The following is a 13,725-nucleotide window of genomic DNA, read 5'->3' on the forward strand; positions in this document are numbered from 1 at the left end:
GCGGTTCAGTCGAGAACGCTGAGGAAGCGCTCCGGGTCCAGGGAGGTGCGGTGCGCCTCCCTGCCGTCCTCCGGGACGCCGCCGACGTAGAGCCAGCCCAGGAGCCGCTCGTTCTCGGCGAGGCCGTGCATCCGGTGCACGGCCTTCGACCGGGTGTGGTGGCCGGTTCGCCACATGGCGCCCCAGCCGGCGTCGTGGAGCAGCAGGCTCAGGACGTGCGCGACGCCCGCGGCGACCGCGTCCTGCTCCCAGCCCGGGACCTTCTCGCTCGCCGCGCGCACCGCGACGATCGCGAGCAGCAGCGACGAGCGCAGTGGCTTGGCCGCCAGCTTCTCGGCCTCCTCGCCGGTCGCCGAGGCGTCCTTCACGAACGCGCGGCCCAGCCGGACACGCGCGTCGCCGCGCAGCTCGATGACGCGCCACGGGTGCAGCGCCGAGTGGTCGGCGACGCGCCCGGCGGCCGCCACGAGCGGCAGCAGCTCCTCGTGCGTCGGCGCCGCGGAGGTCACCCGCGAGTAGGACCGGCGTGCGGCGACGCGCTCGACGAGCCCGGACATCAGGCCTCTGGCGAGAAGTTCAGCGAGATCGAATTCATGCAGTAGCGGTCGCCGGTGGGCGTGCCGAAGCCGTCGGGGAAGACGTGGCCCAGGTGCGAGCCGCAGTTCGCGCAGCGCACCTCGGTGCGCACCATGCCCAGGCTGTCGTCCTCGAGGAGCTGCACGGCCTCCGGACGGACGGACTCGTAGAAGCTCGGCCAGCCGCACCCGCTGTCGAACTTGGTGCCCGACTTGAACAGCTCCGCCCCGCACGCGGCGCAGGTGTAGACGCCCGCGCGGCCCTCGTCGAGCAGCTCGCCGGTCCACGGCCGCTCCGTGCCCGCCTCGCGCAGCACCGAGTACTGCTCCGGGCTGAGCTCGCGGCGCCATTCCTCGTCGGTCTTCTCGACCCCGTAGGTGCCCTGCGCGGCCTCGTCGTGCGATGCGCTCATCGTGCGTTCCTTTCGTCGTCCGTCCCCAGCCTAAACGGCGGCGACTGTGCGACTGTTCCCTCTTTCGGCACGCGACGTGCCGGACGCAAACGGGGAACGCACAGGACAGCGCCCCTAGGATGAGGCGCGAGCGCGGGGAAGGGCTGACTCGAAGACGGTGAGGGGAGGCGGTGCACGTGGCAGAGGCTGCGGACCACCGGATCCCCGCGCCGGACGCGGCCGGCCTGACCGATCGTGAGGCCGCCATCCTCGCGTTCGAGCGTCAATGGTGGCGGCATGCCGGCGCCAAGGAGCAGGCCATCCGCGAGGAGTTCGGTCTCTCCGCCGCCCGGTACTATCAACTCCTCGGAGCGCTGATCGACCGACCGGAGGCGCTCAAGCACGACCCCATGCTCGTCAAGCGCCTGCTCCGGCTGCGCGAGACGCGCCTGGCAGCACGGCGATCCCGGACACTCCCGTCCGGAGACTGACACCGCGAGGAAACACCTGTAGATGGCAGAGAAGTACCCGAGAGACCGGTTCGACGACATCCCCGACGGTCTGCAGCGCGTCGGTGCGCACCGGGCTCCCCGCCCGAAGGGTCGCGGCTGGATCGCCGTCGGCTGGGCCGCGCTCGCCGTCGTCGTCCTCGTGGCTGCCGGAATCTTCGGGCTCTCGCTGGTGAGCGGCTCCATCTCTTTCCACGGTTCGCCGAATTCGCCCCACGCCAGCGGCACCCACACCCCGACACCCACCCCGACCCCGACCATCGTGCCGACGGTCGACCCGTCGCTCACGGTGAACGTGCTGAACGGCACTGCGACCTCGGGACTCGGCGGCAAGGTCGGCGACACCCTGACCAAGGCCGGCTGGAAGGTCGGCGCCGTCGCGAACGCCGACAAGCAGGACCTCACCCAGACGATCGTCTACTACTCCGACCCCAAGAACCAGGCGGCGGCGCTCGGGGTCGCGCAGTCGCTCCCCGGTGCCACCATCGCGCTCACGCAGGACTTCGCGGCGAGCGGCGCCGACCTGACCGTGGTCGTCGGCAGCGACTACACGGGCTGACCTCGCGTCATTCCGCGCGTGGACGCGCGCTCATCCCTTTGTTTCACGCGTGTTTAACTTCGGACCGATTTCGTAACGGATTGGCGAAAACACTGGCGTCACCGGCTATTGCAAGCATTAGGATCGGGAGTCAACGCGCGGCGCTGGACCGGGCGAGCGACACAGCAATGGGAGTAATGCATGGCGAACGGGACCGTGAAGTGGTTCAACGCTGAAAAGGGCTACGGATTCATCACCGTCGATGATGGGGGACAGGACGTTTTCGTTCATTACTCCGCAATCGACATGAACGGCTACAAGGTTCTCGAAGAGGGCCAGCAGGTGCAGTTCGAGGTCGGCACGGGCAACAAAGGCCCGCAGGCCGAGTCGGTGCGTCCGCTGTAGTACGCAGCGATCGGCAAGACCAATGAGGAGCGTCGCCCTTCGGGGCGGCGCTCCTTCTCTTTGCGCGGCTCCACCGCGCGCTTGCACTCCCCGGGCGCGAGTGCCAGAATCGCTTTAGCACTCCATCTGATCGAGTGCTAATCACACGGAATCTTTCGCAGACGTCCGGGAGGGACGAGAAACACATGGCAAAGATCATTGCTTTCGACGAGGAAGCCCGTCGCGGCCTCGAGCGCGGCCTCAACATCCTGGCCGACACCGTCAAGGTGACGCTGGGCCCGCGCGGTCGCAACGTCGTCCTCGAGAAGAAGTGGGGCGCCCCCACCATCACGAACGACGGCGTCTCCATCGCGAAGGAGATCGAGCTCGACGACCCGTACGAGAAGATCGGCGCGGAGCTCGTCAAGGAGGTCGCCAAGAAGACCGACGACGTCGCGGGCGACGGCACCACCACCGCGACCGTGCTCGCTCAGGCGCTCGTCAAGGAGGGCCTCCGCAACGTGGCCGCCGGCGCCGACCCCATCACGCTGAAGCGCGGCATCGAGAAGGCCGTCGCGGCCGTCACCGAGGAGCTCATCGCCAGCGCCAAGGAGGTCGAGACCAAGGCAGAGATCGCCGCCACCGCGTCCATCTCCGCCGGCGACACCACCATCGGCGAGATCATCGCCGAGGCGATCGACAAGGTCGGCAAGGAGGGCGTCGTCACCGTCGAGGAGTCGAACACCTTCGGCACCGAGCTCGAGCTGACCGAGGGCATGCGCTTCGACAAGGGCTTCCTGTCGCAGTACTTCGTCACCGACCAGGACCGCCAGGAGGCGGTGTTCGAGGACACCTACATCCTCATCGCCAACCAGAAGATCTCCTCGATCAAGGACCTGCTGCCGATCGTCGACAAGGTGATCCAGGCCAACAAGCAGCTCCTGATCATCGCCGAGGACGTCGACGGGGAGGCCCTGGCCACCCTGATCGTCAACAAGATCCGCGGCATCTTCAAGTCCGTCGCCGTCAAGGCCCCGGGCTTCGGCGACCGTCGCAAGGCGATGCTGCAGGACATCGCGATCCTCACCGGCGGCCAGGTCATCTCCGAGGAGGTCGGCCTCAAGCTCGAGAACGTCACCCTCGACCTGCTCGGCCAGGCCCGCAAGGTCGTCATCACCAAGGACGAGACCACCATCGTCGAGGGCGCGGGCGACCCCGACGCCATCGCCGGTCGTGTCGCTCAGATCCGCGGCGAGATCGAGAACACCGACTCGGACTACGACCGCGAGAAGCTCCAGGAGCGTCTCGCCAAGCTCGCGGGCGGCGTCGCCGTCATCAAGGCGGGCGCGGCCACCGAGGTCGAGCTCAAGGAGCGCAAGCACCGCATCGAGGACGCCGTCCGCAACGCGAAGGCCGCCGTCGAGGAGGGCATCGTCGCCGGTGGTGGCGTGGCGCTCATCCAGGCCGGCAAGACCGCGTTCGAGAAGCTCGAGCTGACGGGCGACGAGGCGACCGGTGCGAACATCGTCCGCGTCGCCATCGAGGCGCCGCTGAAGCAGATCGCCATCAACGCGGGCCTCGAGGCCGGTGTCGTGGTCGCCAAGGTGCGCGAGCTCCCCGTGGGCCACGGCCTCAACGCCGCGACCGGCGAGTACGTCGACATGCTGGCCTCCGGCATCAACGACCCGGTGAAGGTCACCCGTTCGGCGCTGCAGAACGCCGCGTCGATCGCGGGCCTGTTCCTCACCACCGAGGCCGTCGTCGCCGACAAGCCCGAGAAGAACTCGGCGCCGGCCGGCGACCCGGGCGCGGGCATGGACTTCTGAGTCCGTCAGACACGCTGTAGAGGGCGTCTCCCGTTCGCGGGAGGCGCCCTCTTCGCTGTTATCGTCGTCACGATCGAGGCGGAGGCAGAGCATGACGGCGACACGGTTGTCCGGAGCGGCGGCCGCCGGGCTGGCGGCGGCGCTGCTCTGCCTTTCGGGATGTCAGGCGCTCGGGCTGCCCGGCGCCGGGCCGACGAGCCCGCACGCGACCTCCGCACCCGCCGTGGACGTCGTGCCGCCCCTCGACTGCGCCGCCTTCACCGCGACGCCTGCGGTCGAGGCCCTGCTGGGTGGAACCGCGCCGCCGGCGACCACGCCCGCGGACGCGCTCACGGCGCCGGCCGGGCGCGGGCCGTTCGGCGCCCAGGCCGCGGGTGGCGGCTGGTGCCGTTGGGGCGACGACCCGGCAGCCGCGCCTCCCGCGTCCGCGCCGGCGGCGGTGCATCTGCTCTCCGTGCAACTCCTGCCCCGCGCGACCGCGACCTGGCAGTGGCAGGCCCAGCAGTACCCGCAATCCGCCGCGACGGGCGCGCACTACGACGGCGGCGAATCCCGGGGCGGCGACTGCGGCCGGGCGACGACCGGCGCGGGGAGCACCTGCCACACGAACGTCCTGGTCGGCGGCTCGTGGCTGGCGGTGGAGGCGGTCAGCAGCACCTCCACGATCGACGAGAAGGCGTTCCACGCGCTCGTCCAATCGTTCGTCCCCACGGTCGCCACGATCGACGCGCGGACCGTGACGCCCACCCCGGTGAAGCCGCTGTCCTGCGGCGACGCGGCCTGGCTGAAGGCCGTCGGCGGCGTCTACGGCGCGACCTCCGTCGCCGTCCTCGCCCCGGCCGGAACCTTCGGCGTCCAGAACGCGCTCGTCGCGGATCCGCGGGTGACGGTCTGCGCCTACCGGTCGGGCACAGGAGATTCGTCGCTCATCGGCACCATCTCCGTCCTCCGCGGCGCGTCCGCCGCGTTCGCCACCTACCACGGCCTCGTCGTGGACCGCGACCCGGACGCCAGCGGCGGCACCATCCAGGTCGGCAGCACCAAGCTGGCCACGCTGGTCCGCCACACCGACGCGGCCGGGTCCGCGCCCGCCGAGACGGTGGTCGACGCGCTGTTCGGCGACGCCTGGATCCAGTTCGCCACGGTGACCGGCTCCGACGACGAGGCGGCGTCCGTCGTGGGGTGGGTGGCCGGCCGGCTCTGAGGAGGCCGTGGTCACCGCCACCGGGCAGGTGATCGCCAGCGGCCGGCTGGGCTGAGGGCCCTCCGGCGGCTCGGCAGCGGCCCGGCCGATCAGGCGCCCGGCTGAACCTGCCGGCCGTGCCCTGCGAGCGGCAGCGACACCCGGAAAGTCGCGCCGCCGCCGTCGGTCTCCACGACCTCCACGGTGCCGTGGTGCGCCGTCACGATGGAGGAGACGATCGCCAGGCCCAGGCCGCTGCCCCCGGTCTCGCGGGCGCGGGAGGTGTCGGCGCGCCAGAAGCGCTGGAAGATCTTGTCGCGGATCTGCGGCGGGATGCCCTCGCCGTGGTCGCGCACCTCGAGGACCGCGCGCTCGGCGCGGTGGTCGACCTGCACCGCGATCTCGATCGGAGTGTCCTCCGGGGTGTAGCGGAGGGCGTTGCCCATCAGGTTGGTGACGACCTGGCGGAGCTTGTTCTCCTCCGCCATCACGATCGCGGGCTCGGCCGGCGGCGCCGCGAGGACGACCTTCTCGGCGGTCGTGACCGCGATCGGGCCTGTGGTGGCACGACGCGCGCGGTTGCTTCGGCGCAGCCGGGCCAGCGCCGAGCCGGCGAAGGCGATCGGGCCGGTGGCGCCCGGCGGCCGTGACAGGTCCTCCGGGAGGGTCATCGGCACGGTGTCGAGCCCGGGCTCGGCCGGGTCGGTCCGCACTGCGGGCGGCACCGGAGCGGGTGTCAGCACGGTCACCCGGCGGCCCGGCGCACCGGCCATCGCGTCCATCGCCGCGTCCTGCGCGATGCGCACCAGGTCCACGGGGTGGAAATCGAGCGGCTTCGTCTCGTCCAGACGCGCGAGCTCCAGGAGGTCCTCGACGAGGAGCCCCATCCGGATGGCCTCCTTCTCGATGCGGTCCATCGCCTGGGCGACGTCCTCCGGCGTCTGGAGGGCGCCCATCCGGTACAGCTCCGCGTAGCCGCGCACCGAGACCAGCGGTGTGCGCAGCTCGTGGGAGGCGTCCCCGACGAATCGTCGCATCTGGTCGATCGTGCGCGCTCGGTCGTTGAAGGCCCGGTCGATGCGGTTCAGCATCGTGTTGAGCGAGCGGTTGAGCCGGCCGACCTCGGTGTTCGGGGTCGCGCCGCCGAGGCGCTGGCTGAAGTCGCCGTCGGCGATGGCCGCGGCAGTCTGCTCGACCTCCCGCAGCGGAGAGAAGGTCGTGGTCACCAGCATCCGGGTCAGCCCGGCGCCGACGATGATCACGATGACGCCGAAGCCGAGGAAGATCGCCAGGAAGCTCGCCATCACCGTGTCGATCTGGCTGGTCGTCGTGGCGACGATCGCGGTGGCGAGCTCGCCAGTCGACGCGAACGTCTGCGTCGTGACGAGCGCGCGGTAGACCGTGTGCCCGTCATTGCTCAAGATCGTGATGCCGCCGGGCCCGAGGGCCTTGCCCTGCGTGATGGTCAGGTTCTGCGGGATGGCCGGACGGTGGGCGAACGGGATGTTGCTCCAGTTCGTCTTGACCAGGTTGCCGCTGGCGTCGTACAGCGCCGCGAAGTAGTCGGACGGACTGGAGTCGGTGGCGATCGTGTCCTTCTCGGTCGGGGTGCCGTACAGATACGTTTCGACGTAGGTCCCGCCCGAGGCGGCCGACAGCTGCGCGTCGAGCTGGTCGATCAGCACCGGCTTCAGCATCGACATCGTCCCGATGCCGGTCACGAGCAGCCCGAGCGTCAGCATGAGCACGGTCACCCCGGTGATCTTGGTCCGGAGGGAGATCGCGTTCCAGCGGTCGAGCAGGCGTGAGTGCATCAGGCCGCCAGTCTAAGCAGACAGTGCTGAGCCGAGGATGTGAGCGGCGGTCACGCCTTCGCGGCCTTGAGCATGTAGCCGAAGCCGCGCTTGGTCTGGATGAGCGGCTCGCTGGAGTGCGCGTCCACCTTGCGGCGCAGGTAGGAGATGTAGGACTCCACGATGCCCGCGTCGCCGTTGAAGTCGTACTCCCAGACGTGGTCGAGGATCTGCGCCTTCGACAGCACGCGGTTGGGGTTGAGCATCAGGTAGCGCAGCAGCTTGAACTCGGTCGGGCTGAGCTCGATGGGGGTGTCGCCCACGTAGACCTCGTGGGTGTCCTGGTCCATCGTGAGCTCGCCGGCGCGGATGACCGCATCCTCGTCGGCCTGCATCGTGCGGCGCAGGATGGCCTTGATGCGGGCGACGATCTCGTCCAGGCTGAACGGCTTGGTCACGTAGTCGTCGCCGCCGACCGTGAGGCCGGTGATCTTGTCCTCGGTGTCGTCCTTGGCGGTGAGGAACAGGATCGGGGCGGTGTAGCCCGCGCCGCGCAGCCGCTTGGTGACGCCGAACCCGTTCATGTCCGGGAGCATGACGTCGAGGATGATGAGGTCTGGCTCCTCTTCGAGGACCGCGGAGATCGCCTGGGCCCCGTTGCCGACCGCGCGCACGGCGAACCCGGCGAAGCGGAGGCTGGTGGTGAGGAGATCGCGGATGTTCGGCTCGTCGTCGACGATGAGAATGCGGGGTCCTGCGTTCATGCGAAACAGTATCTGCGCGTCCGCTGAGTTATGCCTGTGAGTGGACGGTGCGCCGTGAGTGCGGGGGCCGGTGCCGGCGGTGCGTGCGGCCTATGCGCGCCGTGTGAGGGGCTGGCGCGGGCCGTGCGAACAGTGGATGCTGAGGAGACCAGCGAACGGAGCACTATGTCGAAACCCACCGTGGTCATCGTCGGAGCAGGCCTCGCCGGAGCGACGACCGCCGTCGAGTTGCGGTCGCGCGGGTTCGAGGGCCGCATCATGCTGCTCGGCGCGGAGGAGCACCATCCCTACATCCGCCCGCCGCTGTCCAAGGAGTACCTGAAAGGCGAGTCCCCGCTGGACGACGCGTTCGTCCAGCCCGCGGACTGGTACACGGACAACGAGGTGGAGTTCCTCCCCGGCTCGGACGGCGGCTCCTTCGACCCCGCGGCGCACGAGCTCTTCGTAGCGGGCGGCGCCCGGATCACCTACGACAGCCTCGTGCTGGCGACGGGCTCGCACGCACGCCCGCTCGGTGTCCCCGGCAGCGGTCACGGGGCGGTCTTCTCTCTGAGAACCATCGAGGACTCGCAGTGGCTGCGCGCCGCCCTGGAGGTCGGCTCCCGGCGCGTCGTCGTCGTCGGATCGGGGTGGATCGGCATGGAGGTCGCCGCCGCCGCGCGCGGCTACGGCAACGAGGTGACGGTCGTCGGGCGGTCGCACGTGCCGCTTCCCGCGATCGGTCCGGAGCTCGGTGCGGTGTTCGAGACGCTGCACCGCGACCACGGCGCGACCTTCCGCAACGCGGCGCACGTGGTCGCGGTGGAGGGCGGGGACGAGCAGGCCGTCGTCCTCGCGACGGGCGAGCGCCTCCCGGCGGACGTGGTAGTCGCGGGGGTCGGCGCCGCGCCGAACACGCACATCGCCGAGCAGTCGGGGCTGGCGCTGGAGAACGGCGTGCCCACCGACGAGGCGATGCGCACCGCGATCGAGGACGTCTACGCCGTCGGCGATGTGGCGAACCCGGTGCTTCCGGCGATCGGGCAGCGCCTGCGCAACGAGCACTGGGCCAACGCGATCGCGGGCGGTACGGTCGCCGCGCGCGCGATCGCGGGGGAGGACGCCAGCTACGACGACATCCCGTACTTCTACTCCGACCAATACGATCTGGGCATGGAGTACTCCGGCTATGCACCACTCGCGTCCGGCGCGCGGGTCGTCTTCCGCGGCGACGTCTCGGCGCGCGAGTTCATCGCCTTCTGGCTGCGCGACGACCGGGTGGTGGCCGGCATGAACGTGAACGTCTGGGACGTGCAGGACCACATCCAGCGCTTGATCCGCGGCCGGGAGGCCGTCGACCCAGACCGGCTCACCGACGAGAGCGTGGACCTTGCAGAGCTCTGAGACCGGCGTCGCGATGTACCTGCCCCCGCTCCGCGTCCCCGTGCGCACCATCGGCGCGCGCACCTTCGACTTCTCCCGCCGCGTCGCCGTGATGGCGGTGGTGAACCGCACGCCGGACTCCTTCTTCGACCAGGGCCGCACGTTCGCGCTCGACGCCGCGGTCGCCGCGTGCTTCGACGCGGTCGCGGCCGGTGCCGACTGGGTGGACATCGGCGGAGCCCCGTTCGCGCCCGGCGCGCCCGTCCCGCCCGACGAGGAGGGCGACCGGGTCGTGCCCGTCGTGGCCGACCTGCGCGCCGGGTCCGACGTCGTGATCTCGGTGGACACCTTCCACGCTTCGGTGGCCTCCCGGGCGATCGCCGCCGGCGCGACGGTGATCAACGACACCACCGGGCTCAGCGACCCCGAGCTGGCCCGCGTCGTCGCGGACAGTGACGCCACCCTCGTGCTCACCCACAGCCTGGCCGCGCCGCGGACGTTCTACCCGCGGCCGGCGTACGGCGACATCGCACGGGAGATCGCCGACTTCCTCCTGGAGCGGGTCGACCGGGCGGTCGCGGCAGGGGTGCCGGAGGAGCGCATCATCCTCGACCCGGGCCACGACCTCAACAAGAACACCCTGCAGTCGCTGGAGCTCACCCGCCGGCTCTCCGAGATCGCGGACCTGGGCTATCCCGTCCTCGCTGCCGTGTCCAACAAGGACTTCATCGGCGAGACCTTGGACGCACCGCGCGCGGACCGCCGGGACGGGTCGATCGCAGCCGCCGTCGTCGCCATCGTCAACGGCGCGCGCATCATCCGCATGCACGATGTGGCTGGTTCGGTCGCCGCGGCGCGGATGACGGAGGCCATCCTGGGGCTGCGCGAGCCGGCGTATCTGAAGCACAACATGGGCGACGTGAATGAGTGAGGCCACTATCGACCGGATCTTCCCGCTCCCGCCCGAGGAGGGCATCGGGGACACGCGGATCGCCGAGCTGTACTCGGACGGCGCAGGCAACCCGTGGCTGCGCGTCAACTTCGTCTCCAGCATCGACGGCGCCGCCACCCGGCAGGGGCTGTCCGGCGGGCTCTCCGACGACGCAGACCACCGCGTGTTCGACATCCTGCGCCGGCTCTGCGACGTCGTGCTCGTCGGCGCGGGCACCGTGCGCGCGGAAGGCTACGGCCCGATGCGCGTCGACGAGGCCTCCCAGCGGGCACGCCGCGACGCCGGGATGACTGCGCACCCGGTCTTCGCGATCGTCTCGGCCAGCCTGGACCTCGACCCGGCGAGCCCGATCTTCCGGGGGCGCCGGAGCGGCCGATCGTCGTCACGACAGAGCTGTCCCGGCAGGACACGAGGGCGGCGCTCGCCGAGGTCGCGGATGTCGTGGTCTGCGGCGAGGAGCGCGTGGAGCCCGGCCTGCTCGTGGCAGGCCTCGTCGAGCGCGGCCTGAGCCGCATCCACTGCGAGGGCGGCCCGCACCTGTTCGGCGACCTGATCGCGGCGGGCGTCGTGGACGAGCTGTGCCTGACGGTCGCCTCGACACTGGAGGCCGGGGTCGCCTCCCGTATCTCTGCCGGGGCAGCGCCGATCCTCCCGGTGGGGATGCGGCTCGCCCACGTGCTGCAGTCGGGCGACACGCTGCTGCTGCGCTACGTGCGGCGCCCGTGACGGATCGGGTGGAGGTCGACACGGCGCTCGTCCGCCGGCTGGTCGACGCGCAGTTCCCCGCGTACCGCGCGCTGCCGGTGCGGGACGTGGAGCTGAGCGGCTGGGACAACCGGACCTTCCGGCTCGGCGAGGAGCTCAGCGTGCGTCTGCCGAGCACCCGCGGCTACGTCGATCAGGTCGCGAAGGAGCACGAGTGGCTGCCGCGCCTCGCACCCCAGGTGCCGCTGCCCATCCCGCAGCCGGTCGCGCTCGGGGAGCCGGGCGACGGCTATCCGTTCGCGTGGTCGGTCTACCGCTGGCTGCCCGGCACGCCGCTCGGGCTCGTCGACGACGTGGATGCGGTCGCGCTGGCGGCAGACCTCGGCGGCTTCCTGACGGCGCTGCGGGACGCGGACACGACGAACGCTCCGGAGGCCGGGAGCCACAACTTCCACCGGGGCGCGCCGCCCGGGGTCTACCGCGAGGAGGCGCTGGCGGCGATGTCCGCGGGTGCTCCGGACATCGATCCGCGACTGGCGCGACGGATCTGGGACGCCGCGGAGGCGTCAGCGTGGGAGCGACCGGGCGTCTGGCTGCACGGCGACGCGGCCCCCGGCAATCTCCTCATCCAGAACGGCCGGCTCTCCGCGGTGATCGACTTCGGCACGTCCGGAGTGGGCGACCCGGCGTGCGACCTCGTCCCGGCGTGGACGATGTTCGACGGCGAGGCGCGCCGCGCCTTCCTCGAGGCGGTCGGCCTGGACGACGCGACCGCTCAGCGAGCACGTGCCTGGGCGCTCTGGAAGGCGCTCATCACCGTGCGAGACCGCCCAGACGACGCACCCTCCCGCCGCACCCTCGCGCGCCTCGCCGCCGACCCCGGCGTCTGACTCGCCGCGCGGGCCGCTGCCGCGATTCGCCCCGAATGTCGCCAAACGCGCCCTCATTCACGCGATTCGTGCCGAATGTCGCCGAGTCCCTAACCAACGATTCGTGCCGAATGTCGTGAAGCGCGTCCCCATTCACGACATTCGTGCGGAATGTGGAGTGGGGGCGCTGACGCGATTCGTGCCGAATGTCGCGGGGAGCTCGCGACGGCTAGGCCGCGGCGAGCGCGTGCGCGTCGAGGATCGTGTACGCATACCCTTGCTCGGCGAGGAAGCGCTGCCGGTTCTGCGCGAAGTCCTGGTCGACCGTGTCGCGCGAGACCAGTGTGTAGAAGTTCGCCGACAGCCCCGACTGCTTGGGGCGCAGCAGCCGGCCGAGGCGCTGCGCCTCCTCCTGCCGCGAGCCGTACGATCCGGACACCTGGATGGCGACCGTGGCCTCCGGGAGGTCCACCGAGAAGTTCGCGACCTTGCTGACCACCAGCACCGGCGTCGTGCCGTCCCGAAACTCCTGATACAGCCGTTCCCGCTCGTCCACGGGCGTCGCGCCCGTGAGCTGTGGCGCGTGGAGGGCCTCGGCGAGCTCGTCGATCTGGTCGAGGTACTGCCCGATGACCAGGATGCGCTCGCCGGCGTGCCGGTCCACAAGCTGCCGGACCACGTCCAGCTTCGCCGGAGCCGTGGCGGCGAGGCGATAGCGCTCGTCGTCGGCCGCGGCGGCGTAGCTCAGCCGGTCGGAGGCCGGCAGGTCGATCCGCACCTCGAAGCAGGCTGCCGGCGAGATGAAGCCCTGCGACTCGATCTCCTTCCACGGCGCGTCGAAGCGCTTCGGGCCGATCAGGCTGAACACGTCGCCCTCTCGGCCGTCCTCGCGCACCAGCGTCGCGGTCAGGCCGAGCCGGCGGCGCGCCTGCAGTTCGGCGGTCAGCTTGAAGACCGGCGCGGGCAGCAGGTGCACCTCGTCGTAGACGACCAATCCCCAATCCAGCGCGTCGAGCAGCGCAAGGTGCGCGTACTCGCCCTTCCGTTTGGCCGTGAGGATCTGGTACGTCGCGATCGTGACCGGCTTGACCTCCTTGACCTGGCCCGAGTACTCGCCGATCTCCTCCGCGGTGAGGGAGGTGCGCTTGAGCAGCTCGTCCCGCCACTGCCGCGCCGACACGGTGTTGGTCACCAGGATCAGCGTCGTCGTCTTGGCCGTCGCCATCGCTCCGGCGCCGACGAGGGTCTTGCCCGCACCGCAGGGGAGCACGACCACGCCCGAGCCGCCGTCGAAGAAGTTGCTCACGGCCTTGCGCTGGTAGTCGCGCAGCGCCCAGTCGCTCTCGTCCAGCTCGATCGGGTGTGGCGTTCCGGGGGTGTACCCGGCGAGGTCCTCCGCGGGCCAGCCGAGCTTGACCAGCTCCTGCTTGAGCTGGCCGCGCGCCCAGGCCTCCACGGTGAAGGTCGTCTCATCGCGCCGCTCGACCAGCAGCGGGGCGATGCGCTTGGCGGTCGCGACCTCCAGCAGCACGGCCCGGTCGGGGGAGCGCAGCAGCAGCGTGCCCTCCTCGTCGCGCTCGATGACCAGGCGGCCGTAGCGGGCGACGGTCTCCGACACGTCCACCGTCACCGTCTGCGGGATCGGGAACTTGGAGTACTTCTCGAGCGTTCCGAGCATGTCGTCGGCGGTGTGGCCCGCCGCGCGGGCGTTCCACAGGCCCAGCCGCGTGATGCGGTAGGTGTGGATGTGCTCGGGCGCGCGCTCCAGCTCGGCGAAGACCGCGAGGTCGTGACGGGCGTCCTCAGCCGCGGGATGCGCGACTTCGAGGAGGACGGTGCGGTCGCTCTGGACGATCAGGGGGCCATCGGACAT

Annotated in this window: 15 protein-coding genes; 10 read left to right on the plus strand and 5 right to left on the minus strand. The window is 70.7% G+C overall.

Annotated features, from left to right (window positions below; translation table 11 throughout):
- Positions 1-5: 5 nt before the first annotated feature.
- Both ACR5MH_RS21460 and msrB read right to left on the minus strand, forming a co-directional pair.
- Positions 6-557: a nitroreductase family protein gene (locus ACR5MH_RS21460; RefSeq protein ID WP_431349032.1), complete on the minus strand. Its 552-nt coding sequence runs from the start codon at positions 555-557 to the stop codon at positions 6-8.
- Positions 557-988 (minus strand): peptide-methionine (R)-S-oxide reductase MsrB, encoded by a 432-nt coding sequence (gene msrB / locus ACR5MH_RS21465; protein WP_431349033.1) that lies wholly within the window; start codon positions 986-988, stop codon positions 557-559. The genes ACR5MH_RS21460 and msrB overlap by 1 nt, the downstream gene beginning before the upstream one ends.
- A gap of 176 nt (positions 989-1,164) precedes the next feature.
- Here msrB and ACR5MH_RS21470 point away from each other — a divergent pair, with 176 nt between their 5' ends.
- The 5 genes from ACR5MH_RS21470 to ACR5MH_RS21490 all read left to right on the plus strand — a co-directional run bounded on the left by ACR5MH_RS21470 (position 1,165) and on the right by ACR5MH_RS21490 (position 5,428).
- A complete protein-coding gene (locus tag ACR5MH_RS21470; RefSeq protein WP_433862130.1) occupies positions 1,165-1,458 on the plus strand; it encodes a DUF3263 domain-containing protein in 294 nt (97 codons plus the stop codon).
- Positions 1,459-1,480: 22 nt separating this feature from the next.
- Positions 1,481-2,035, plus strand: coding sequence for a LytR C-terminal domain-containing protein (locus ACR5MH_RS21475; RefSeq protein ID WP_431349035.1), 555 nt, complete (start codon positions 1,481-1,483; stop codon positions 2,033-2,035).
- 180 nt (positions 2,036-2,215) lie between these two features.
- A complete protein-coding gene (locus ACR5MH_RS21480; RefSeq protein WP_382459023.1) occupies positions 2,216-2,419 on the plus strand; it encodes a cold-shock protein in 204 nt (67 codons plus the stop codon).
- Between the two features lie 185 nt (positions 2,420-2,604).
- Entirely contained in the window at positions 2,605-4,224 is a 1,620-nt protein-coding gene (gene groL / locus ACR5MH_RS21485; RefSeq protein ID WP_431349036.1) for a chaperonin GroEL, read from the plus strand.
- Positions 4,225-4,315: 91 nt separating this feature from the next.
- A complete protein-coding gene (locus ACR5MH_RS21490) occupies positions 4,316-5,428 on the plus strand; it encodes a hypothetical protein (protein WP_431349037.1) in 1,113 nt (370 codons plus the stop codon).
- A gap of 89 nt (positions 5,429-5,517) precedes the next feature.
- On the opposite strand, the gene ACR5MH_RS21495 is transcribed toward ACR5MH_RS21490, so the two are convergent.
- Both ACR5MH_RS21495 and ACR5MH_RS21500 read right to left on the minus strand, forming a co-directional pair.
- Positions 5,518-7,221 (minus strand): ATP-binding protein, encoded by a 1,704-nt coding sequence (locus ACR5MH_RS21495; RefSeq protein WP_431349038.1) that lies wholly within the window; start codon positions 7,219-7,221, stop codon positions 5,518-5,520.
- Positions 7,222-7,271: 50 nt separating this feature from the next.
- Positions 7,272-7,964, minus strand: a complete 693-nt coding sequence (locus tag ACR5MH_RS21500; RefSeq protein ID WP_179605211.1) for a response regulator transcription factor — start codon at positions 7,962-7,964, stop codon at positions 7,272-7,274.
- 165 nt (positions 7,965-8,129) lie between these two features.
- Here ACR5MH_RS21500 and ACR5MH_RS21505 point away from each other — a divergent pair, with 165 nt between their 5' ends.
- The 5 genes from ACR5MH_RS21505 to ACR5MH_RS21525 are packed head-to-tail and all read left to right on the plus strand — an operon-like array spanning position 8,130 to position 11,873.
- Positions 8,130-9,347, plus strand: coding sequence for an NAD(P)/FAD-dependent oxidoreductase (locus ACR5MH_RS21505; RefSeq protein ID WP_431349039.1), 1,218 nt, complete (start codon positions 8,130-8,132; stop codon positions 9,345-9,347).
- Positions 9,334-10,257 carry a dihydropteroate synthase gene (folP, locus tag ACR5MH_RS21510; protein WP_433862131.1) on the plus strand — a complete coding sequence of 308 codons (924 nt, stop codon included), beginning with the start codon at positions 9,334-9,336 and terminating at the stop codon, positions 10,255-10,257. The genes ACR5MH_RS21505 and folP overlap by 14 nt, the downstream gene beginning before the upstream one ends.
- Positions 10,250-10,786, plus strand: a complete 537-nt coding sequence (locus tag ACR5MH_RS21515) for a dihydrofolate reductase family protein (protein WP_431349041.1) — start codon at positions 10,250-10,252, stop codon at positions 10,784-10,786. The genes folP and ACR5MH_RS21515 overlap by 8 nt, the downstream gene beginning before the upstream one ends.
- On the plus strand, positions 10,672-11,004 hold the full coding sequence (locus tag ACR5MH_RS21520) for a dihydrofolate reductase family protein (RefSeq protein ID WP_431349479.1): 333 nt from the start codon (positions 10,672-10,674) through the stop codon (positions 11,002-11,004). The genes ACR5MH_RS21515 and ACR5MH_RS21520 overlap by 115 nt, the downstream gene beginning before the upstream one ends.
- A complete protein-coding gene (locus ACR5MH_RS21525) occupies positions 11,001-11,873 on the plus strand; it encodes an aminoglycoside phosphotransferase family protein (protein WP_431349042.1) in 873 nt (290 codons plus the stop codon). The genes ACR5MH_RS21520 and ACR5MH_RS21525 overlap by 4 nt, the downstream gene beginning before the upstream one ends.
- Before the next feature lie 208 nt (positions 11,874-12,081).
- Here the strand turns inward: ACR5MH_RS21525 and ACR5MH_RS21530 are convergent, their stop codons facing one another.
- Positions 12,082-13,725 (minus strand): DNA repair helicase XPB, encoded by a 1,644-nt coding sequence (locus ACR5MH_RS21530; protein ID WP_433862132.1) that lies wholly within the window; start codon positions 13,723-13,725, stop codon positions 12,082-12,084.

The sequence above is a fragment of the Streptomyces sp. L7 genome (assembly GCF_050990935.1).
In the GTDB taxonomy this organism is placed as follows: Bacteria; Actinomycetota; Actinomycetes; order Actinomycetales; family Microbacteriaceae; genus Leifsonia.

Excerpts from the sequence above, each read along its gene's own strand:
- ACR5MH_RS21480 (WP_382459023.1), top strand. The coding sequence starts at position 2,216 with ATGGCGAACGGGACCGTGAAGTGGTTCAACGCTGAAAAGGGCTACGGA.
- ACR5MH_RS21490 (WP_431349037.1), top strand. The coding sequence starts at position 4,316 with ATGACGGCGACACGGTTGTCCGGAGCGGCGGCCGCCGGGCTGGCGGCG.
- ACR5MH_RS21475 (WP_431349035.1), top strand. The coding sequence starts at position 1,481 with ATGGCAGAGAAGTACCCGAGAGACCGGTTCGACGACATCCCCGACGGT.
- ACR5MH_RS21495 (WP_431349038.1), bottom strand. The coding sequence starts at position 7,221 with ATGCACTCACGCCTGCTCGACCGCTGGAACGCGATCTCCCTCCGGACC.
- ACR5MH_RS21460 (WP_431349032.1), bottom strand. The coding sequence starts at position 557 with ATGTCCGGGCTCGTCGAGCGCGTCGCCGCACGCCGGTCCTACTCGCGG.
- groL (WP_431349036.1), top strand. The coding sequence starts at position 2,605 with ATGGCAAAGATCATTGCTTTCGACGAGGAAGCCCGTCGCGGCCTCGAG.
- ACR5MH_RS21505 (WP_431349039.1), top strand. The coding sequence starts at position 8,130 with ATGTCGAAACCCACCGTGGTCATCGTCGGAGCAGGCCTCGCCGGAGCG.
- ACR5MH_RS21530 (WP_433862132.1), bottom strand. The coding sequence starts at position 13,725 with ATGTCCGATGGCCCCCTGATCGTCCAGAGCGACCGCACCGTCCTCCTC.
- ACR5MH_RS21515 (WP_431349041.1), top strand. The coding sequence starts at position 10,250 with ATGAGTGAGGCCACTATCGACCGGATCTTCCCGCTCCCGCCCGAGGAG.
- ACR5MH_RS21500 (WP_179605211.1), bottom strand. The coding sequence starts at position 7,964 with ATGAACGCAGGACCCCGCATTCTCATCGTCGACGACGAGCCGAACATC.
- msrB (WP_431349033.1), bottom strand. The coding sequence starts at position 988 with ATGAGCGCATCGCACGACGAGGCCGCGCAGGGCACCTACGGGGTCGAG.